Here is a 21,585-nt window from a genome sequence, read left to right on the forward strand (position 1 = left end):
GGGATTACTGCACGTTCAAGAAAAGAAATAAGATGGAAGGATGATTTATATGTGCGGGATTACAGGATGGGTGGATTATAAACGCTCATTAGAAGGAGAAAGAGATGTCGTTACGAAGATGGCTGAGACGTTAGCGAAGCGGGGGCCGGATGATAATAAAGTTTGGATTAAAGGAAATGTCGCATTTGGGCATAAACGGTTAATCGTTGTAGACCCTGAGGGCGGTAAACAGCCGATGACTTGTTTAAAAGATGAAACGAATTACGCCATTTGCTATAACGGTGAACTTTATAACACAGAAGACATTCGAAAGGAATTATTAAGAAGAGGGTATACGTTCAAAGGTCATTCTGATACAGAAGTATTATTAGCTTCTTATATTGAATGGAAAGAAGAATGTGTCGATCATTTAAACGGTATATATGCGTTTGCAGTATGGGACGAACAGAAAGAACAAGTATTTATTGCGAGAGATCGATTAGGTGTAAAGCCACTTTTTTATAAATATGATAGCGGACGCTTACTATTTGGTTCGGAGTTAAAAGCGATATTGTCGCATCCAGATGTGAAGGCGGAAGTAACATTAGAAGGGTTATCAGAAATATTCGGACTCGGACCGTCAAGAACGCCTGGCCACGGTATTTATGCTGGTATAAAAGAATTACGTCCAGGTCATGCGATGACATTTTCAAAGAACGGTTTGTGTATATGGAGATATTGGAATGTAGAAAGTAAAAAACATGAAGACTCTTTTGAAGAAACAGTAGAGAAAACGCGCTTTTTACTACAAGATGCCATTACAAGACAGCTTGTTTCTGATGTACCACTATGTACCTTTTTATCAGGTGGTGTAGATTCGAGCGCTATTACAGCTATTGCGGCGAAAGAATACGAGAGATCAGGAAAAGGACAATTACACACGTATTCAATTGATTACGAAGATAATGACAAATACTTTAAAGCGAATGCGTTTCAGCCAAATTCAGATGCTCCGTTTATTAATTTGATGACAGAGACGTTTCAAACAACCCATCATCGTTGCGTCATTTCGAATGAAAAACTAGCAGAGTATTTAACGGAGGCGGTACTCGTTCGTGATTTGCCTGGTATGGCAGATATCGATTCGTCATTATTATGGTTTTGCCGCGAAATTAAACAAGATTTTGTCGTCGGCTTATCTGGAGAATGTGCAGATGAAATATTTGGTGGATATCCGTGGTTTTATAGAGAAGATGATCTACAATCGAGTGCATTTCCGTGGATGCGCTCTACAGAAGCGCGTGAACAACTTCTAAAAAAAGAATGGAGAAATAAATTAAATTTACAACAATATGTACAAAGGCGCTATGAAGAGTCGATTCAAGAAGTTCCTATTTTAGAGGGAGAAAGTCCGCTAGAAGCAAAAAGACGCCAATTATTTTATTTAAATATGGTATGGTTTATGACAACATTATTAGACAGAAAAGACCGCATGAGTATGGGGGCAAGCTTAGAAGTACGTGTTCCATTTGCGGATCATCGTCTTGTCGAATATGCGTGGAATATTCCTTGGGAAATGAAAATGTATAAAAACCGCGAAAAAGGTCTATTACGTAAAGCGTTAGAAGATGTGCTTCCACATGACATCTTATATAGAAAGAAGAGTCCTTATCCGAAAACGCATAATCCGCACTATACGAAAGCAGTCACAGTATGGCTACAAGATTTATTAACAGATAAAGGTTCAATTTTACACGAACTATTTGATAAAGAGCAGTTGAGCGGATTGATTCAGTCTGGCGGCAGTGCATTTCAATCACCTTGGTTCGGGCAATTAATGACAGGTCCTCAACTTTTAGCTCATTTAGCACAAATTCACGTTTGGTTTAAAGAGTATGGGGTAAATATTAGGGAATAAGGGAAAAGCGACTTACTTTTATGTAAGTCGCTTTTTATTAAAGAAATTGTCAAATGAAATTTAAAATCATATTAGAAAAAATACTTATTTAGAATAATTATCTTTACGTACTTATTATTGTTTGTTATAATTGGAAACAAACGTTCTTGAAAAAGATTCTCATTTATAAAATTGAGGTGTTATATAGATGACAAAGAAAAAATAGGTTTACTCGTAATGGCGTATGGAACGCCAGAATCATTAGATGATGTAGAAGCGTACTACACACATATTCGCCACGGTCGTAAACCTTCCAAAGAGGCACTCCAAGATTTAATCGAGCGCTATAAAGCGATTGGTGGAATTTCGCCGCTTGCAAAAATTACGAAAGAACAGGCGCATAAATTAACAGATTCAATGAATAACATATTTACAGAGTATGAATTTACTTGTTACTTAGGTTTAAAACATATTGCACCATTTATAGAAGATGCGGTAGAAGAAATGAAGCGTGATGGGATTGAGCAAGCGATTAGTATCGTATTAGCGCCACATTACTCTACATTTAGCATTAAAGCGTATAATGACCGTGCTATTCGTCTTTCGCAAGAAATTGGTGGTCCTGTTATTGAACCAATTGAACAATGGTATGATGAACCGAAATTTATTTCGTATTGGGCAGACCAAATAAAAGAGACGTTTACAGAAATTGATAATAAAGAGAAAGCAGTCGTAATTTTTTCAGCGCATAGTTTGCCAGAAAAAATTATTGCAACAGGAGACCCATATGTAGAACAACTAAAGCATACGGCAGATTTAATTGCAGAAGCTGCAAATATTCAAAACTATACAATCGGTTGGCAAAGTGCTGGGAATACTCCAGATCCGTGGATTGGTCCAGATGTGCAAGATTTAACGAAAGATTTATATGAAGAGCATGGGTACGAATCTTTCGTATATTGCCCAGTTGGTTTTGTAGCGGAGCATTTAGAAGTTTTATATGACAACGATTATGAATGTAAAGTTGTAACGGATGAATTAAATGCCAAATATTTCAGACCAAATATGCCGAATGCACAATCTGCATTTATCGACTGTTTGGCTGAAATTGTTTCCAAAAAAGTGAAGGAAATAGTTGACAAAGATTTAGTTTTGAATAATAATTAATTTATAATAATTTTAAATAAATAATGATTACTACGAAAGAAAGAGGAGGATCCCCCTAGATGAATCCAAATAATCGCTTAACAACAAACCAAGGTGCTCCAGTTGGAGACAACCAAAATTCTCGTACAGCTGGTCGTCGTGGACCAGTATTATTAGAAGACTATCATTTAGTAGAAAAACTTGCGCACTTTGATCGTGAACGTATTCCGGAGCGTGTTGTGCATGCACGTGGTGCAGGTGCTCACGGTGTATTCGTAACGAAAAATAGTATGAAGCAATATACGAAAGCAGCATTTTTACAAAATGAAGGAACTGAAACGCCTGTATTTGTTCGTTTTTCAACGGTTATTCATGGTCAAGGTTCTCCTGAAACAGCACGTGACCCACGTGGGTTTGCTGTTAAATTTTATACAGAAGAAGGAAACTACGATATCGTAGGTAATCATTTACCAGTTTTCTTCATTCGTGATGCAATTAAATTCCCTGATATGGTACATTCCTTAAAACCAGCACCTGATACGAATATTCAAACGCCGGATCGTTATTGGGATTTCATGACGTTAAGTCCAGAATCTACACATATGATGACATGGGTATTTTCTGATTACGGTACACCAGCAAGCTATCGTGAAATGGAAGGTTTCGGCGTCCATTCATTTAAATGGATTAATGAAGAAGGTAAAATTGTTTATATTAAATACCACTGGAAACCACAGCAAGGTGTACGTAACTTAAATGCGAAAGAAGTGCAAGAAGTACAAGGGAAAGACTTCAATCATGCAACTCGTGACTTGTTCGATGCAATCGAGAAAGGAAATTACCCAAAATGGGATTTACACGTACAAGTTATGCAATTAGATGAAATGGACTCTTTAGACTTTGATCCACTAGATCCAACGAAAGTATGGCCAGAAGATCGCTTCCCATTAATGGAAGTAGGGACAATGACGTTAAATCGTAATCCGAAAAACTTCTTTGCAGAAGTAGAGCAAGTAGCGTTCTCTCCAAGTGCAACTGTAAATGGTATTGAGCCATCGGAAGATAAATTATTACAAGGTCGTTTATTCTCTTACCCAGATACACAGCGTTATCGTCTTGGTGCAAATTACTTACAAATTCCTGTAAACTGCCCATACGCAGCTGTTCAGAATCAACAACGTGATGGTGCGATGCAAGTGAATCAAAACCCATCTACAATCAACTACGAACCGAGTCGTCATGCAGAGAATCCAGTTGAAGACAAAGCTTACCGCGATTCAACTATGAAAGTAGAAGGCTATGTATCTCGTGAAAAAATTGAGAAACCAAATGACTTCAAACAAGCAGGTGAGCGTTACCGTTCATTCTCTAAAGAAGAGCAAGATAACTTAATTGCAAACTTAACAAATGATCTAAAAGACGTAAATGAACGCACAAAATTATTAGCTGTTTGTAACTTCTTCCGTGCAGATCAAGAATACGGTATGCGTTTAGCGCAGGCATTAAATGTTGATATTACGCAATATGTAGGAAATGCTCCGAAATAAATAGGAAAAGACGACCGGGCTTCGGTCGTCTTTTTTGTGTGTAAATTTATGCCGGGGTATTTTTCTTCTTCTTCATGTTGGAATTTGTTGGTAAATAGGTATCCTGTGTCGGAACGTCGATATATTCCTGACAGTATATTAAAAAGAGATGCAATCTACTATCGATAGATTGCATCTCTTTTTTAGTTTGCTCGCTCTGCATGTTCATAAGCCTTCTCACCATGCATTGAAATATCAAGACCCATGTGTTCTTCATGTTCATCTACTCGAACAGGGAGGAAGAAGTTGATCGCTTTAATAATGGCATACGTCATGATGATTGTGAATGCATATGTTGCGCCAATCGCTATAAGTTGTTTAAACAGTAACGCGGCGTTTCCGTAAAACAATCCGTTCGCACCATCCCCGTTTACGGTAGTAGTTGCAAATAGTCCTGTTGCAATACCGCCCCAAGTTCCTCCGATGCCGTGGCATCCAAAGGCATCAAGTGTATCGTCATACCCAAATTTTGTTTTTAAGAAGAAAACGGCGCCAAAGCATAATATGCCACCAATTGCTCCGATAAGAAGGGCGGAGAAAGGTGTAACGAACCCGCAAGCTGGTGTAATAGCGACTAGACCAGAAACAACTCCGCAAGCAGCTCCCATTGCGGTTGGTTTTGATTGGAAGAACCATTCAGAAAGCATCCAAGTTAGAGCGGCGGCAGCGGCGGCTATATTTGTATTAATAAATGCAGTTAACGCTACGTCGTTTAAGGATAATGCGCTGCCGACGTTAAAACCGAACCAGCCAAACCATAATAAACCTGCTCCTAACATTGTAAATGGCAAATGGTGAGGAGAAGAACCATTTATGTTTTTTCGTTTTCCAAGGAAAATAGCTAATACAAGACCGGCAACTCCAGAAGTGATGTGAACGACGTTTCCGCCAGCGAAGTCTAGTGCACCAAGTTCCCTTAGCCACCCGCCGACGCCCCATACCCAATGAGCGACAGGATTGTAAACGATCGTTGTCCATAGAAGGATAAAAATAAGAAAGGCAGAAAATCGCATTCTTTCAGCAAATGCACCTGAAATTAAAGCTGGAGTTAAAATGGCGAACATGAGTTGAAACATCATGAATAAATTGTGAGGAATAGTAGAGGAGTAGTCTGGATTTGGTGCGTAGGTAACTCCGTTTAGACCGAACCAATCAAGTGTACCGATAAGCCCGTGCCAATCTGGTCCGAATGATAAAGAATAGCCGATAACAATCCATTGAATCGAAACGATAGCCATTGCGCTATAACTATGCATCGTTGTGCTGAGTACATTTTTGCTGCGAACCATACCTCCATAAAAAAGTGCCAATCCTGGTGTCATCAACATGACCATTACTGTCGTTACAAACATAAAAACTGTATCTCCCATATCCATGATCTCTCCTCCTGTAATGTTAGAAAAAATAACATCTATTTGTTATGTTTCATATCATATTCGAAATTAAACTAAAAATCAACTAAAAATTCAGAAAATTATATGAATGATGTCATGAAACCTAACATGAATTATTTTGTGAGGATTAAAATCGACATATGCGTTTCATTCGGATAATTGGTATAATATTCTTACAATTAAAAAACTTGGGGGATGCGTGTGGGAAAAATACGGACTAGGAAACTATTCATTTGTTTTTGCTTAGCTATTGTTTTGTTTGTACCAATACATACTTTTGCAGACGAAAAAAGAGAGTGGCGAGATGAAGTTATATACTCCATTATGATTGATCGCTTCAATAATGGAGAACCGAAAAATGACAAACAGTTAGAAGTTGGTAATTTAGAAGGGTATCAAGGAGGGGATATAAGAGGAATTATAAAAAGGTTGGATTACATAAAAGAAATGGGTTTTACTACCGTTATGCTTTCACCACTTTTTGAAAGTGGAAAGTACGATGGATTAGATGTGCGAAATTTTAAAAAGGTAAATGAACATTTCGGGACAGACAATGATGTGAAAGAACTTGTAAAAGAAGTTCATGCAAAAGGGATGAAAGTTGTATTTCAATTTCCGCTTGGAGAAAACGAACAACAGGTAATTAACGCAATGAAATGGTGGATAAAAGAAGTTGATTTAGACGGAAGTTATGTTATACATAGTGAAAAAAAGCCGCGTTCCTTTTGGGATAACGCGCAAAAAGATATGCAAGTGATAAAGAAAGATTTTCGTATTATGACAAAGGAGGATAGCGAATACAAACGAAAAAATAGTAGAGTCGTTTTCTAAAGCAGATGTATCGGTGAAATCGTTATACGATGTGAGTAAAAAAGAAGGAGAATTTGTTACGTTCTTAGATAATCAAGAAACAAAAAGATATGCGCGTATTGCAAAAGAACATATGTATTATCCGCCATCACGTTTAAAACTGGCGCTTACTTATTTGTTAACATCACCTGGAATTCCGAATTTTTATTACGGAACTGAAATTGCATTAGATGGAGGAAGTGTACCCGATAATAGACGATTAATGGATTTTAAGTCAGACGAAAAGTTTATGCAACACATAGCAAAACTAGGTGAACTTAGGCAGGCGAGACCGTCTTTACGACGCGGTACGTTTGAGCTTCTGTATGATAAGAGCGGGATGAGCATACTAAAACGAAAATATAAAGATGAAGTAACTTTAGTAGCAATTAATAATACGAAAGAAACACAAAAAGTCTCCTTACCTGCAAGTGCAATTGGTGAAAAACAAGAGTTAAGAGGATTGTTGCAGGATGAAATTATAAGAGAGGAAAACGGAAAATTTTATCTCGTTTTAAAGCGTGAAGAATCAAACGTGTATAAAGTTAACGGAGAAACAGGTGTGAATTGGTTATTTATCTCCTTAATCGTTGGTGTAAATGTATTATTTATTGCGTTTTTAATTGCGGTTAAAAGGAAACGTAGATGAGAAGTTGCTCGTTCTATGTTCATGTCTTCTTATTGTATTTGTAAGTTTGTTCGGTGGGCAATAGTGTTATTCTGTTGATATGAAATTTCTTAAGAGAAACGATACGAAAATGAAAACTTCTCTAATGAGAGGGGGATTTCAGGTTAGGGAGAAAAAGCCTTCTTCCTAACCTGTTTTTGTGTCCATACGGATAGAGAAAGGCCTTTGAAATAAACAATAGTTGCATCTTTATTAAAAATTTATGCTTCTTTTTAACTCCATCCAAATATGATTGAAATTAAGATGGTTCAAGTCGGAGGAAGGCACTTTGAGGTGTCTTTTTTTATGACCTTTATCATTAACTATTTAATGTTTTTTAAATGATTACATGACATATTTTTTTGTACCAAGCTTTGTTGATACAGTTAGACTTATCCGTTAGTGTATTCGTATTATTAGAACATCCTACAGTATTTAGGGAGAATGTGGCCAATAAAAACCATAATATTAATTTCTTCAAATAACCACTTCTAACTCTTTTTTAATTAACATTTTTTAAAATACGTATTAATTTTACATTACATTAAAGGTTGGAAAATATTCTTATACTCATAAATTGTTACGTTTTGGCGAGGAGAGGAATTATGAGTTATAGCAATTTTTAAGATGACTTTGGTCTAGGGTGTAGTTACTAAGAAAAGTAATTCAAATCGAAGGGGGAAACGTCTTGAGGTGTCTTTTTCTTATTTTCAATAAGGTCTGCTAAATACATGTATAAAACAAATTCTACAATAAGGCCTAGTTTAATCATACGGTCACTTGTAAAGTATGCGTATGGTTAGACCCTGTTCACTTAGCGATTTTCACCGCATATACCTTTTTCTATAGTTTGTTCTCGTAATATTGTCTCTACAAGACAAAAAAGAAAACTCCTCTAATTAAGAGGAGTTTTCTTTTTAGCGGTAGTTAATGAACTGTACGTCGATTGGTAAATCAGCGCTACGAACAGCTGCGATTACTGCTTGTAAGTCATCACGGCTTTTTGCTGTAACACGTACTTGATCATCTTGTACTTGTGTTTTTACTTTTAATTTCATTTCTTTAATGATGTTGTTAATTTTTTTCGCGTTATCTTTATCGATACCTTGTTGAAGTGTTGCGCGTTGGCGAACAGTGTTGCCAGTTGCAGCTTCAACTTTTCCGTAATCTAAGTTCTTAATTGGAACGTTACGTTTTACAAGTTTAGAGATAAGAACGTCTTTTACTTGCTCTAATTTAAACTCGTCATCAGAAGTTAAAACAAGTACTTCTTTTTCTAATTTAATATCACTTTTACTTCCTTTAAAGTCATATCGGTTTTGGATTTCTTTTAATGCGATATTAATTGCGTTTGTTACTTCAGGTAATTCTACTTTCGAAACGATGTCAAAAGAACTATCTTTTGCCATAGTTAGCACCTCCAAATAAATTTCTAATCTTTTTATGTACTGTACATACTAAAGTATAGCTGAAAACGAGTCTAGACTTAAGTGTTTTCGTACTTATATTCATGTAACCTCATTTTATTATAGTGAATTTTGGGCAGTTGGACAAATATAGGAAAAATCATGTTATAATTAACTTTTGTTTGGAATGATAAAAAAGATAATTTTATATATATAGAAGGGAATTAAAAAATATGTATTTGCAAATAGGATCGATTGAACAGGTAACTGTTTTACGCGAAACGGAAATCGGATATATGGTTGGGAATGAAAATGAAGAAATTTTCCTACATAAAAACGAAGTGGCTGGAGAAATTGAAGAAGGCGATACGATTGATGTATTCTTATACCTTGATCACCAAAATCGTATTTCAGCAACAATGAAGGAACCAATTATTACAACTTATGATTGGAACTGGGTAAAGGTTGTAGAAGTTATTCCTAGTTTAGGTGTGTTTGTTGATATTGGTGTGTCAAAAGATATACTAATTCCAGCTGATGAGTTCCCGATTTATATGCCGGTATGGCCAGAAGTAGGCGACGAATTATATTGTACGTTAAAATTAACGAATCGTGATCGTTTAATTGCTCTTCCGGCAAGAGACAGTGATATGCAAGAAATTATCGTAGATGCAACGCCATCTATGCGTAATAAAAACGTAAACGGACGTGTATATCGTTCACTTCAAGTTGGTTCATTCATACTAACGGATGAGCATTTCCGTGCTTTCCTACACCATACAGAAAGAAAAGAACAAGTCCGCATCGGTCAGCGTGTAACGGGCCGTATTATTGACGTAAAAGATGACGGTACAATTAACATTTCACTTCTTCCTCGTAAAGAAGAAGGAATGGAAGATGATGCTGCAGTAATTTATGCATATATGGAAGAACGAGGCGGAGCAATGCCGTTTTGGGATAAGAGCCATCCAGAAGATATTAAAGAACGCTTTAACATGAGTAAAGCTGCATTTAAGCGCGCACTTGGTAAGTTGATGAAAGAAGAAAAGGTTTACCAAGAAGAAGGTTGGACTTACTTTAAGAAATAAGATGAAAGATTAAAAAGCACACCCTTATCTAAAAAGATAAGGGTGTGCTTTTTTTAATTTCCTTGCGGAGAAACAAGAGTAAATGTATCTTTCAAATCACTATCATTTATTTTAATATTTGCCTTTTTTAATTCCTCTTGTAACAATTTTTTGCTGAATACAGGATCAGCAGTACGTTCTTCCTCTAAGTTTTTGCGAATAGAGTTTTTTACTTCATCGTAAGGTTTTAAATCTTTTTTATCAGTTAATTTAATAACGTGATAACCGTTTGATGATTTTACGGGATTGCTAATTTGTCCAACATTTAGTTTGTAGGCAGCCGTTTCGAATTCAGGAGCCATTGTACCTGAATTGAAGTATCCAAGGTCTCCGCCTTTATCTTTTGATAGTAGATCTTGTGATTCTTGTTTTGCTAATTCTTCAAATGAAGCACCAGCATCTAGTTTACTCTTTATTTCTTTCGCTTCATTTTCGTCACTTACTAAAATGTGACTCGCTTTAATTTCTGGCTTATAGTGGTCTTTTACGTCTTTCTCTGTAATGCTTTTCTTAATCGCTTCATTCATAGCAAGTTTGAACTTAATTTGATTTTTAAAATCCTCTTCATCTTTTAAACCATTATTTTCTAATACTTTTTTGAATTGATCTCCATATTGTTTTTTTACTTTTTCTACTTCTTTATTTACCTCTTCATCAGGTACTTTATATTTTTTTGTGATGACGTCTTGTGCCATCATTTCGTATAGCATGTCTTTTCCGTAACGATCTTTCAATTGTTTTTCGAAGTTATCCTTTGTAATGGTCGAGTCTGTTGCTGTAGCGACTGTAGCTGAGCCATTTTTTTGTTCGCAAGCAGATAGCATCAATATACTTATTAGTGCAGTAATAATGAAAATATGTTTCCCTCTCATGCCAACACCTCATCCGAATATGTTATCGCTATTGTAGAATATAGAAGTGAACATGAAGTGAATTTTTAATGTTTTTTTCCTTTAAAATGTAAAAAAGTACATCAACATAATTGTTGATGTACGATGGAATCAAAGGTGATCGGTCTTTTTAGAGTATGCACGTTTACCTTGCTGAATTATTTTTTTGCTCTTGCTCATTTTTTTGTGTGCGTTTTGCGTTATTATCGCGTGCTTTTTTGTCGTTATCACTCGTATGTGGCATATGTATCAACTCCATTTCTAAACGTTGTACGTTTATCATTTCCTTTTTCGTAAAGACTATGTATAGCGGTGCATTTATGAAGGGTAAAGGTGGATTCGAAATGGATTTGAAGTTGAATTATACTGAACTTATAAAGAAGTTAATCGTTGTAATCATCGCAGGTTTATTAAACGCGATTGGGATGAATTTATTTTTAACGCCAGCAAAAGTGTATGCGAGCGGCTTTGCTGGATTGTCTCAATTATTATCACAAATATTAGGTGATTTTTTATCGATTCACATATCTACGGGAGTATTGTTTAGCTTATTTAATATTCCTGTCGTTATTTTAGCGTGGAAAAAGGTTGGAAAGGCCTTCACCTTTTTCAGTTTTCTTTGTGTTATATTTATGACTTTGTTTCTAGAGATCATCCCTGTTAGAGCGGTTTCGAATGATATCATATTAAATGCGATTTTTGGCGGGATTATTTCGGCAATTGGAGTAGGGATTGCTTTAAAGTGGGGTGCTTCTACAGGTGGATTAGATATTATCGCCATGATTTTATCAAAAATAAAAGATAAGCCTGTCGGTACATACTTTTTCTTTTTTAATGCAATTATCATTATCGCTGCTGGCTATGTATATGGATGGGAAAAAGCGTTGTATACGCTAGTGACTTTATATGTATCAACGAGAATTATTGATGCAATTCATACTCGTCATGTAAAGATTACAGCATTAATTGTTACGAAGAATGGGGCAGACGTAAGAAAGGCGATTCACTCGCGATTAGTAAGAGGGATTACAACGATACCAGCAACAGGTGCTTATACGAATGAAAATAAAGAAATGTTAATGATGGTTATTACCCGTTACGAGTTATACGAATTAGAGAGGATTATTAAACAAGTGGACCCAGGTGCATTTACAAATATACTGCAAACAGTTGGGGTGTTCGGATTGTTTCGGAAAGATTAAAGAGGACCAAAGTTGGTCCTCTTTTTTAATGTAAATTCGTGATGTTTTGCAATTGCTCTTGCATTTCACGGAGCTGAACTTTTTCAGCAGTTGAAGAGTTTGCGTAAGCGGATTGCAAAGCATTTTTTGCTCTATACACGAGATCTTGTTGCTCAGTACCGCTTGAACAAGATACGGCATTTTCAACAGCATCTCTAGCTTGTTGGAATAGTAAGTTCCCCATTTAAACCCCTCCAAAAGAAGAGTTACTTCTTGCTTTTTCTGCCTCAGCTAATGTACCTCTGTACGGGAATCTTGCATCATGCTTCATAACAGCATCGGCTCCTTGTTGGATAAAACGTTTTGATTTGTTCTTTTTACCCATTCGAAAAACCCCCTTTATTTAGCTGAAAACAATCGACGCAATGTCTCATGCGTCTACTTATAGTATGGACATTTGGCAGGAAACTATAAGTAGGGAATTTTTAGATTACAACCCAAGAACCTCTTCTAAATATAAAGCAATACCATCTTCTTCGTTCGTTAACGTCGTATGGTTTGCGAGTGATTTTAATTCAGGGATGGCATTTCCCATTGCGATGCCGTGACCAGCAAATTCAATCATTTCAAAATCATTATCTTCATCACCGAAAGCGATAATTCGCTCTTGTGGAATGTTGTAATGACTAGAAATTTTTTGTAATCCAACTGCTTTATTTAATCCGCTTTTCACAATTTCAATAATCGGCCAAGGTGCGCCCCATTTTCTATGGTCGATTACTTCCGCATGCATATCCGTTAAATGTTGACGAATTGCAGTAGAATGCTCGTCATGTGCGTCAATTAATAAGCAAGTTGGATGATCGTTTAAAATATTTAATAAGTCTCCGGTAAAAATCTTAGGAGAGCCGAATTCGAAAATATGTTTTTTATCTTCATCAATTTCACGAACATACACATCGTCCATTACTTCCGCGTATATATTTTTTACGCCAAAATCAAAGCAAGCTCGGACAATTTCTTGCGCTGTTGCTAGCTCAAGAGGAGAGTGATGTGTTCCCCAGTTTGAATCAAGAGGATGATGTACGTAAGCGCCGTTAAAGTTTACGATAGGTGTGTTAAGATCAAGTTCTTTATAGTAATCGTAACTAGCACGGAATGGACGTCCTGTTGAAATAACAACAATATGTCCCTGTTCCTTTGCTTTTGCAATTGTATGTTTCGTTCGAGTGGAAATTATTTTGTTGTCTGTTAATAAAGTGCCGTCTAAGTCTAATGCGATTAAATGTTGTTTGTTCATAATTTCACCTCTTATAATAATTTTTTTGTATCTATCTGTATTTCCGTTTTTAATATGCAGAAATAAGAGGTTAGACTCGGTGGAATCACCATAGATGGAAATTTCACTATATATCCATCTTACGTCTCAAAGTGCTGTGGTGTCTACTATTTATCGTTGGAAATTAAGAAAAGTCAACATCTTTTTAGAAAGTTCAAACAATGTTTCTTTCATTATGTACAAATTGTGAAAAGGGTTACATTGCTCGTGTGATGAGGCATATAATGAACATGTAATCTTCTCGTATATGTTTGACTCTCCTTTGAAACTAGCCTAGAGTAGGTTGGTTTCTTTTTTTTCTACAAGTAGGAAAGAAATCCCTGCTTACGCTTGTGTCATTCATATATATGTACAAGAATGAGATGTAGTACTGTTTCCTAAACATGACAGAAAAGCTTTCTTTTAAAATGGATATACTAATGAGGCAAGACGTCATGGAAGGAGAATGAAGATGGGACAAAATCGCAGGTTTCGTTCTGGACAAAAAGCGCCGAATGATGGCATTTACGTAGAAATTGGTGAAACGGGAAGTATGGTGAAAGATCCGCAAATGGTGAAATTAACTGCCGGTGAAAAGTTTCCGGATAACACGAATCATAACCGCCAGTGGACATATAAAAGAAAACCGTAACAGAAGCCGCAATCATTATTGCGGCTTTTTTGTCGTTATACATTGTAATTTCATTTACCGTATTTTTTAGCAGTATAATGAATGCTCTCTTTTTCTTTTTCAAATAATAAGTTTGAAAATACATAGGCAAAATTATTGTATAAAAAAGTCAGTTGGCGTATAATCAAATCAAAGGTCAAAGAAAGTCAAACTTTTGGAGGGCTGTAAAGATGGACTTAAATCAAATGACAACAAAAACACAAGAGGCGATTATGAGTGCCCAATCTTTAGCGGTATCTCATCATCACCAAGAGGTGGATACTGTTCATCTATTACTTGCATTATTAGAAGAGCAAGATGGATTAGCAGTACGTATATTTCAAAAAATGAATGTTGATATAGAAGCATTAAAGCAAGGTGCAGAAAGTTTAATTAAAAAGAAACCTTCTGTAACGGGGAGCGGTGCAGAAGTTGGAAAATTGTATGTAACGAGCGCTCTGCAACAACTGCTTGTAAGAGCAGGGAAAGAAGCAGAAAAACTGCAGGATGATTACATTTCAGTAGAACATGTATTGCTTGCTTTTTCTGAAGAAAAAGGCGATATAAATCAATTATTTACAAGATTGCATATTACGAAAGATAACTTATTACAGTCTTTAATGACAGTTCGGGGGAATCAAAGAGTGACGAGTCAAAATCCAGAAGCAACTTATGAAGCGTTAGAAAAATATGGCCGTGATTTAGTGGCGGAAGTGAGAGCAGGGAAAATCGATCCTGTAATCGGCCGTGATAGTGAAATACGACGTGTAATCCGTATTCTTTCACGTAAAACGAAAAACAATCCGGTTTTAATTGGGGAGCCAGGTGTTGGTAAAACAGCAATCGTTGAAGGATTAGCACAGCGTATTGTGAAAAAGGATGTACCTGAAGGATTGAAAGATAGAACGATTTTTGCGTTAGATATGAGTGCACTCGTAGCAGGTGCGAAATTCCGTGGTGAGTTCGAAGAGCGTCTGCAAGCTGTATTAAATGAAATTAAAAAGAGTGAAGGACGCATTTTATTATTCATTGATGAACTTCATACAATAGTTGGAGCTGGTAAAACAGAAGGAGCCATGGATGCAGGAAATATGTTAAAACCGATGCTTGCGCGTGGTGAACTGCATTGTATCGGGGCGACGACGCTCGATGAATATCGCAAATATATTGAGAAAGATCCAGCGCTAGAAAGACGTTTCCAACAAGTATTAGCAGAAGAACCAACTGTTGAAGATACAATTTCAATTTTACGTGGATTAAAAGAACGCTTTGAAATTTATCACGGTGTAAATATTCATGACCGTGCGATTGTAGCAGCGTCAGTTTTATCAGATCGATATATTTCAGATCGATTCTTACCTGATAAAGCAATTGACCTTGTTGATGAAGCGTGTGCAACAATTCGTACAGAAATCGATTCTATGCCAACAGAATTAGATGAAGTAACGCGCCGCATTATGCAGCTGGAAATTGAAGAAGCGGCTCTTGGAAAAGAAACGGATCGTGGTAGCCAAGAGCGTCTAAAAACATTGCAACGTGAATTATCGGATTTAAAAGAAGTTGCAAGTGGTATGAGAGCGAAATGGGAGAAAGAAAAAGAAGAAATTCACAAAGTTCGTGACTTACGTGAACATTTAGAACGTCTGCGTCGTGAATTAGAAGAAGCAGAAGGTAATTACGATTTAAATAAAGCAGCCGAACTTCGTCACGGAAAAATTCCAGCAATTGAAAAAGAGTTAAAAGAAGCGGAAGAAATGGGCGCGCATAATAAACAAGAAAATCGTTTATTACGTGAGGAAGTAAGTGAAGAAGAAATTGCAGATATTGTTTCACGCTGGACTGGTATTCCTGTTGCGAAACTCGTGGAAGGTGAACGCGAGAAATTATTACGCTTAGAGCAAATCTTATCAGAGCGTGTCATCGGACAAGAGGAAGCAGTAAGCTTAGTGTCAGACGCAGTTCTTCGTGCTCGCGCTGGTATTAAAGATCCGAACCGCCCGATTGGTTCTTTCATCTTCTTAGGACCAACAGGTGTTGGTAAAACAGAACTTGCAAAAACGCTAGCCCAGTCTTTATTCGATAGTGAAGAGCAAATGATTCGCATTGACATGTCTGAGTATATGGAGAAACACGCAGTGTCACGCTTAATTGGTGCACCTCCTGGATATGTAGGATATGAGGAAGGTGGTCAATTAACTGAAGCGGTAAGACGTAAACCATATTCCGTTGTTTTATTAGATGAAATTGAAAAAGCACATCCAGAAGTATTCAACATTTTATTACAAATGTTAGATGATGGGCGCATTACAGATTCGCAAGGTCGTACAGTGGACTTTAAAAATACAGTTATTATTATGACTTCAAATATCGGATCTGCTCATTTACTAGATGGATTAGAAGAAGATGGTTCGATTAAAGAGGAATCAAGAGACCTTGTAATGGGACAATTAAGAGGACATTTCCGCCCTGAATTTTTAAACCGTGTTGATGAAATTATTTTATTCAAACCTCTTACAACGAATGAAATTAAAAGCATTGTTGATAAAATTGTAAAAGAACTACAAGGTCGTCTAGCTGACCGTCACATTACAGTAGAATTAACAGATGCAGCAAAAGAATTTGTTGTGGAAGCTGGTTTCGACCCAATGTACGGAGCTCGTCCATTAAAACGATACGTACAACGTCAAGTGGAAACGAAATTAGCACGAGAATTAATTGCAGGAACAATTACTGACAATAGTCACGTAGTTGTTGATGTAGAAAATAACGAATTAGTCGTTCATGTGAAATAAAAATAAAAAAAGAGTTCGGATAAAATCCGGACTCTTTTTTTAGTGTTGTTCTACTGGCTCGTTTGGAATTGCAGCTGAAATTGCGAGTACTAACACAGCAAGAACAACTGAGAAAATAGACGCTTGGTTAAAGTCGTATGTACCGCCAGTCATAGAGCCGATTACATAGCTCATCATATGTACAAGTAAGAACGACCAAATTAATGCCCAAATGAAACGCATATTTTACACCTCTATTCGTTCAATCTGTCCTTATTGTAACACAATTGAAAAAAGAATATAGAAAAATATTTGTAGATTTTTCAACGCAAATTTGCATTCCGTTCATACATTATAAAAGAGTGGTTTTATATGTTTAGAAAATAAGGCGGGGGAAAAATGAGTATTACGGAACGTTTTTTTTACTTAGAAAAAGAACCATGTGTCATTTATTTACCGGAGAAGCCAAATGGATTTTCTGTAATGCTTCTTGGTGATTACAACTACTTTATTGAGAATGGTACAAGTTTATGGACACAGCATGCGGGTAGATCTTATTTTTTACATGGCCTTATTGAGCAAGGCTACACTGTCTTTTCTTCTAATTTATACGGAAGACATTGGGGAAACGACCAATCTGTTCGTCTAGCAAAACGTTTATATGACGTTGTGTTGAGAAAAGAGACATTGAATGCGAAAATGCACATTATGGCAGATGGTATGGGAGCACTTGTAGCACTTGAAATGATGAACAAATATCCTGAGTGTATACGCTCTGTCATTATGTTAAATCCGTGTTTAGATTTACCAGAATATGTGGAGTTTGAGAAAGAGCATAAGTTTTTTTACAAGAGACTGGTGAAGGAATTAAGTTTGGCGTATGATTCCAAAGAAGAAGAATTAGAATTAAAAATAAATAAGAAATCATTTACGCTTCTTCCATCTTGTGTACCTGTCAAAATTTTCGTATCAACACAAGAAAAAAGAGGAAGAAAACAGCAGTTGCGTAGATATGAGAAAATGAGGCAACTAAATCAATGTGATACTTCTGTCTTGTTCCATCTGCAAGATGTGAAATATAAAATGGTTAGGCAAACGACCGATTTCTTTAAAAAATATGAAGAAGAATTATGAAGCTCCCATATACATAAATGAGGAGCTATTTGTTTCAGAGGGAAAGGGTTGGTGGTATGGAACGCGTGCTGATAATAGGTGCACTTACGTTTGTAGGTTATCACCTTGTAAATAAAATGATTGCAGAAGAAGTGGAAGTCTATGGTCTTGATTTTGATGAATTCGATAGTATGACCAAAATTAATGAAGAGAAGTTATTATTAATTGGGCGAAATGCGTTATTTACGTATTATTCGATAAGAGATGAAGATGGATGGAGATCGGTTGAGGAAGAGAGATTCGATACTGTTTACTTTTGCTTATATGAGCCAAATCAGCAAAGTGGATTTCGGAATGAAAGAGTCATATTACAATATTTAAAGCGAATTATAAGAATGTGTGAAGAACAAAAAGTGAAGTTAAATTTAATTTCTTCTATTGAAGTAGGAAGTACAGATGAATCCGAAAATAAGCGCCTATTTTTGAAAGTAGAAGAAGGATTGAAAAAAGGGAATTTACAATATAGTGTATTTCGAGTTCCAACATTATATGGACCGTGGCAACCGTCCTTTATGATGTTTCATCAGCTTATTTTATCAGAATTAGTTGAAAAAGAGTGCCGTTGTACGATTGAGGAAAAGGGGAATGATTTACTTTACGTTGAAGATGTATGTGAATACTTATGGGAACATGGAACGAACGGGGCGCATCTTGGTATATACAATTTACTTAGTGGTAAACAGTCATTATGGGAAAAAGGTATGAATCTTTTACGCGCGGATGATAAAGTAAATAAAAATAATAGCGAAGTAAGAGATGAGGCTATCGAAGTAATTTCGATAAAAAGAAATACTCCGTTAGAATACGGTTTAAATAAGCAACTGGCACACATGAAAAAATATAAAGAGTTATACGAAGGGTAGTACGCGTGTTACACTATTGTATGTGAAAGTTTTAATGGAGAGGAAGAGTATAATATGAACGAAAAAAGCATGCAGTTTTTACAAATCGCAATGAAGCATTTACCGGAAGCAAAGGCAATTTTAGATGATAATGGAATTGCACTTGATATGGAGAAGGCACAGCCGGTGTTAGAGTTGTTAATGAAAGTTATGAACGAGGCTTATGAGCTCGGGAAAGCAGATAAAGAATAAAAAGCATCTTTTTAGATGGAAGAGAGGCTCGAACCGTGAACAGAAGCGGTTTGAGTCTTTTTATATTTGAGAGGTATGTTTCTGTTTCTTTTAATGAAAAATAAAGTGGATAATGCGTTAGCTTTCTGTTTTATGCGAAATATATTCTAGACAAAAATACATTTATGTTTTAAAATTAGTACCAAGTCATAATAATTGATATAAAACGGAGGGCTGCGATGTGAACGTGGGCATTTTAGGGATCGGAAGATATGTGCCAGAAAAAGTAGTCACAAATCACGATTTAGAAAAAATAATGGATACATCCGATGAATGGATTCGTACGAGAACGGGAATTGCAGAAAGACGCATTGCCGATGATACAATAGATACTTCATATATGGCCGTAGAGGCTGCAAAAAAAGCACTTGAAGATGCAGGGGTTAGCGGAGAAGATATCGATCTTATTTTAGTGGCGACAGTAACACCAGATCGTGCGTTTCCAGCAGTAGCTTGTGTCATTCAAGAAGCGATTGGAGCGAAACATGCAGCTGCAATGGATGTAGGTGCAGCATGCGCTGGTTTTATGTACGGAATGATTACAGCGCAGCAATTTATTCAAACGGGGACTTATAAAAACGTATTAGTAGTTGGTAGTGATAAGCTATCTAAAATTGTAGACTGGAATGATCGAAATACAGCGGTATTATTTGGAGACGGAGCCGGTGCTATCGTAATGGGAGCAGTTTCAGAAGGAAGAGGCGTTCTATCTTTCGAATTAGGAGCAGACGGAAGCGGCGGTAAGCATCTATATCAAGATGAGTATGTTATGATGAATGGCAGAGAAGTCTTTAAATTTGCCGTTCGTCAACTTGGTGAATCTTGTCTTCGCGTGCTGGATAAGGCTGGTCTTACAAAAGAGGATGTGGATTTCTTAGTACCGCATCAAGCGAATATTCGTATTATGGAATCTGCAAGAGAGAGATTAAATTTGCCACAAGAAAAAATGAGTATGACAATTGAAAAGTTTGGTAATACATCGGCTTCTTCAATTCCGATTGCAATGGTAGAGGAATTGCAAAACGGACGTATTCAAGATGGTGATTTAATTATACTTGTTGGTTTTGGCGGCGGATTAACATGGGGAGCAGTCGCTCTTCGTTGGGGTAAATAAGGACTGAGAGAAAAAAAGGAGTGTATTTTGTATGGAAAAAAAGAGGGTCGTAATTACAGGACTAGGAGCTGTTACACCGGTCGGTACAGATGTTGAAACAGCGTGGGAAAACATTAAAAAGGGTGTATCTGGAATCGGACGACTTACAAGAATTGATCCGGAACTATTTCCAGCAAAAGTAGCAGCAGAAATTAACGACTTTGAAGTCGAGAAATATATTGATAAAAAAGAAGCGCGCCGTATGGATCGCTTTACACAATATGCAGTAGCAGCAGCGAAAATGGCAGTTGCAGATGCAAAGCTTGAAATTACAGAAGAAAACGGACCGCGAATTGGTGTGTGGATTGGTTCTGGTATTGGTGGTATGGAAACATACGAAGAACAATTTAAGATTTTTACTGAGAAAGGCCCGCGCCGCGTGAGCCCATTCTTCGTACCGATGATGATTCCAGATATGGCAGCAGGTCAAGTATCGATCGCAACAGGAGCAAAAGGAATTAACACTTGTTCTGTAACGGCTTGTGCATCTGGTGCAAACTCAATTGGTGATGCATTTAAAGCGATTCAGCGCGGTGATGCTGATGCAATGATTACGGGCGGGGCAGAGGCGCCGTTAACAAGTATGGCATTCGCAGGATTTAGCTCAGCGAAAGCATTAACATTTAATGAAGATCCAGCAACAGCTTGTCGTCCATTCGATAAAAACCGTAGTGGTTTCGTAATGGGTGAAGGTTCAGGTATTTTAATTCTTGAAGAATTAGAGCACGCATTAGCTCGTGGTGCTCACATTTACGCGGAAATTGCTGGTTACGGTGCAACTGGTGATGCATTCCATATTACAATGCCGGCTCCTGGCGGTGAAGGCGGCGTGCGTGCAATGCGTCAAGCTTTAGCTGATGCAGGCCTACAGCCAGAAGATATTGATTACATTAATGCGCATGGTACAAGTACGGATGCGAATGAAAAGTATGAAACGATGGCAATTAAGGAAACGTTCGGTGAGCACGCGTATAAAGTAGCGATCAGTTCAACGAAATCAATGACAGGTCACTTATTAGGAGCAGCTGGTGCTGTTGAAGCGATCTTCTCTATTAAATCAATTACAGACGGAGTAATTCCTCCAACAATTAACTATGAAACACCAGATCCAGAGTGTGATTTAGATTATGTACCGAATAATGCGAGACATCAAGAAGTAAACGCAGTGTTAAGTAATTCATTAGGATTCGGTGGTCATAACGCAGTATTAGTATTTAAATCGTATAAATAATAGATAAAATAAGG

Annotated in this window: 19 protein-coding genes and 2 pseudogenes; 13 read left to right on the forward strand and 8 right to left on the reverse strand. The window is 36.8% G+C overall.

Annotated features, from left to right (window positions below; translation table 11 throughout):
• Nucleotides 1–49: 49 nt before the first annotated feature.
• From asnB to katB, 3 genes are all read left to right on the forward strand, one after another.
• Nucleotides 50–1,897 (forward strand): asparagine synthase (glutamine-hydrolyzing), encoded by a 1,848-nt coding sequence (gene asnB, locus HMPREF1014_RS17760; RefSeq protein ID WP_000334002.1) that lies wholly within the window; start codon nucleotides 50–52, stop codon nucleotides 1,895–1,897.
• A gap of 216 nt (nucleotides 1,898–2,113) precedes the next feature.
• Complete coding sequence (gene hemH, locus HMPREF1014_RS17765) at nucleotides 2,114–3,043, forward strand: ferrochelatase (RefSeq protein ID WP_000323293.1); 930 nt, start codon at nucleotides 2,114–2,116, stop codon at nucleotides 3,041–3,043.
• Nucleotides 3,044–3,102: 59 nt separating this feature from the next.
• Nucleotides 3,103–4,569, forward strand: coding sequence for a catalase KatB (gene katB / locus HMPREF1014_RS17770; protein ID WP_001069181.1), 1,467 nt, complete (start codon nucleotides 3,103–3,105; stop codon nucleotides 4,567–4,569).
• A 182-nt stretch (nucleotides 4,570–4,751) separates the two neighbouring features.
• On the opposite strand, the gene HMPREF1014_RS17775 is transcribed toward katB, so the two are convergent.
• On the reverse strand, nucleotides 4,752–5,984 hold the full coding sequence (locus tag HMPREF1014_RS17775; RefSeq protein ID WP_000367131.1) for an ammonium transporter: 1,233 nt from the start codon (nucleotides 5,982–5,984) through the stop codon (nucleotides 4,752–4,754).
• 213 nt (nucleotides 5,985–6,197) lie between these two features.
• Between HMPREF1014_RS17775 and HMPREF1014_RS17780 the strand changes: the two are divergent.
• Nucleotides 6,198–7,500, forward strand: a pseudogene (locus tag HMPREF1014_RS17780) (alpha-amylase family glycosyl hydrolase).
• 935 nt (nucleotides 7,501–8,435) lie between these two features.
• Here the strand turns inward: HMPREF1014_RS17780 and HMPREF1014_RS17785 are convergent.
• Nucleotides 8,436–8,927: a YajQ family cyclic di-GMP-binding protein gene (locus tag HMPREF1014_RS17785; RefSeq protein WP_001040149.1), complete on the reverse strand. Its 492-nt coding sequence runs from the start codon at nucleotides 8,925–8,927 to the stop codon at nucleotides 8,436–8,438.
• A gap of 230 nt (nucleotides 8,928–9,157) precedes the next feature.
• On the opposite strand from HMPREF1014_RS17785, the gene HMPREF1014_RS17790 reads away from it, so the two are divergent.
• A complete protein-coding gene (locus tag HMPREF1014_RS17790; RefSeq protein WP_000281271.1) occupies nucleotides 9,158–10,012 on the forward strand; it encodes a CvfB family protein in 855 nt (284 codons plus the stop codon).
• Nucleotides 10,013–10,065: 53 nt separating this feature from the next.
• Here the strand turns inward: HMPREF1014_RS17790 and prsA are convergent, their stop codons facing one another.
• A complete protein-coding gene (gene prsA, locus HMPREF1014_RS17795) occupies nucleotides 10,066–10,923 on the reverse strand; it encodes a peptidylprolyl isomerase PrsA (protein ID WP_001214202.1) in 858 nt (285 codons plus the stop codon).
• A gap of 129 nt (nucleotides 10,924–11,052) precedes the next feature.
• A pseudogene (locus HMPREF1014_RS17800) lies at nucleotides 11,053–11,185 on the reverse strand (DUF3941 domain-containing protein).
• 100 nt (nucleotides 11,186–11,285) lie between these two features.
• Here HMPREF1014_RS17800 and HMPREF1014_RS17805 point away from each other — a divergent pair.
• Nucleotides 11,286–12,143 (forward strand): YitT family protein, encoded by an 858-nt coding sequence (locus HMPREF1014_RS17805; protein ID WP_000364431.1) that lies wholly within the window; start codon nucleotides 11,286–11,288, stop codon nucleotides 12,141–12,143.
• A gap of 25 nt (nucleotides 12,144–12,168) precedes the next feature.
• Here the strand turns inward: HMPREF1014_RS17805 and HMPREF1014_RS17810 are convergent, their stop codons facing one another.
• The 3 genes from HMPREF1014_RS17810 to HMPREF1014_RS17820 form a co-directional block, all read right to left on the reverse strand.
• A complete protein-coding gene (locus tag HMPREF1014_RS17810) occupies nucleotides 12,169–12,366 on the reverse strand; it encodes a DUF3813 domain-containing protein (RefSeq protein WP_000527407.1) in 198 nt (65 codons plus the stop codon).
• Nucleotides 12,367–12,507 carry a hypothetical protein gene (locus HMPREF1014_RS17815; protein WP_000516816.1) on the reverse strand — a complete coding sequence of 47 codons (141 nt, stop codon included), beginning with the start codon at nucleotides 12,505–12,507 and terminating at the stop codon, nucleotides 12,367–12,369.
• Between the two features lie 105 nt (nucleotides 12,508–12,612).
• Nucleotides 12,613–13,422 (reverse strand): Cof-type HAD-IIB family hydrolase, encoded by an 810-nt coding sequence (locus HMPREF1014_RS17820; RefSeq protein WP_001041232.1) that lies wholly within the window; start codon nucleotides 13,420–13,422, stop codon nucleotides 12,613–12,615.
• 490 nt (nucleotides 13,423–13,912) lie between these two features.
• On the opposite strand from HMPREF1014_RS17820, the gene HMPREF1014_RS17830 reads away from it, so the two are divergent.
• Both HMPREF1014_RS17830 and clpB read left to right on the forward strand, forming a co-directional pair.
• The gene (locus tag HMPREF1014_RS17830; RefSeq protein WP_000531421.1) at nucleotides 13,913–14,092 is read left to right on the forward strand and encodes a YjzC family protein; all 180 of its coding nucleotides are present in this window, start codon (nucleotides 13,913–13,915) and stop codon (nucleotides 14,090–14,092) included.
• Between the two features lie 209 nt (nucleotides 14,093–14,301).
• Nucleotides 14,302–16,902 (forward strand): ATP-dependent chaperone ClpB, encoded by a 2,601-nt coding sequence (clpB, locus tag HMPREF1014_RS17835; protein WP_000365404.1) that lies wholly within the window; start codon nucleotides 14,302–14,304, stop codon nucleotides 16,900–16,902.
• Between the two features lie 39 nt (nucleotides 16,903–16,941).
• On the opposite strand, the gene HMPREF1014_RS17840 is transcribed toward clpB, so the two are convergent.
• Nucleotides 16,942–17,124, reverse strand: a complete 183-nt coding sequence (locus HMPREF1014_RS17840; RefSeq protein ID WP_001211116.1) for a YjzD family protein — start codon at nucleotides 17,122–17,124, stop codon at nucleotides 16,942–16,944.
• Nucleotides 17,125–17,280: 156 nt separating this feature from the next.
• Here HMPREF1014_RS17840 and HMPREF1014_RS17845 point away from each other — a divergent pair, with 156 nt between their 5' ends.
• From HMPREF1014_RS17845 to fabF, 5 genes are all read left to right on the forward strand, one after another.
• The gene (locus HMPREF1014_RS17845) at nucleotides 17,281–18,015 is read left to right on the forward strand and encodes a lipase family protein (RefSeq protein ID WP_000028714.1); all 735 of its coding nucleotides are present in this window, start codon (nucleotides 17,281–17,283) and stop codon (nucleotides 18,013–18,015) included.
• A gap of 29 nt (nucleotides 18,016–18,044) precedes the next feature.
• Entirely contained in the window at nucleotides 18,045–18,917 is an 873-nt protein-coding gene (locus HMPREF1014_RS17850; protein WP_001986101.1) for an NAD-dependent epimerase/dehydratase family protein, read from the forward strand.
• A 54-nt stretch (nucleotides 18,918–18,971) separates the two neighbouring features.
• Nucleotides 18,972–19,148 carry a ComZ family protein gene (locus HMPREF1014_RS17855; RefSeq protein WP_001986215.1) on the forward strand — a complete coding sequence of 59 codons (177 nt, stop codon included), beginning with the start codon at nucleotides 18,972–18,974 and terminating at the stop codon, nucleotides 19,146–19,148.
• 220 nt (nucleotides 19,149–19,368) lie between these two features.
• Complete coding sequence (fabH, locus tag HMPREF1014_RS17860; RefSeq protein ID WP_001100533.1) at nucleotides 19,369–20,301, forward strand: beta-ketoacyl-ACP synthase III; 933 nt, start codon at nucleotides 19,369–19,371, stop codon at nucleotides 20,299–20,301.
• Between the two features lie 31 nt (nucleotides 20,302–20,332).
• Nucleotides 20,333–21,571 (forward strand): beta-ketoacyl-ACP synthase II, encoded by a 1,239-nt coding sequence (fabF, locus tag HMPREF1014_RS17865; protein WP_000412652.1) that lies wholly within the window; start codon nucleotides 20,333–20,335, stop codon nucleotides 21,569–21,571.
• Nucleotides 21,572–21,585: the final 14 nt, after the last annotated feature.

The sequence above is a fragment of the Bacillus sp. 7_6_55CFAA_CT2 genome (assembly GCF_000238655.1).
Lineage (GTDB): Bacteria > Bacillota > Bacilli > Bacillales > Bacillaceae_G > Bacillus_A > Bacillus_A cereus.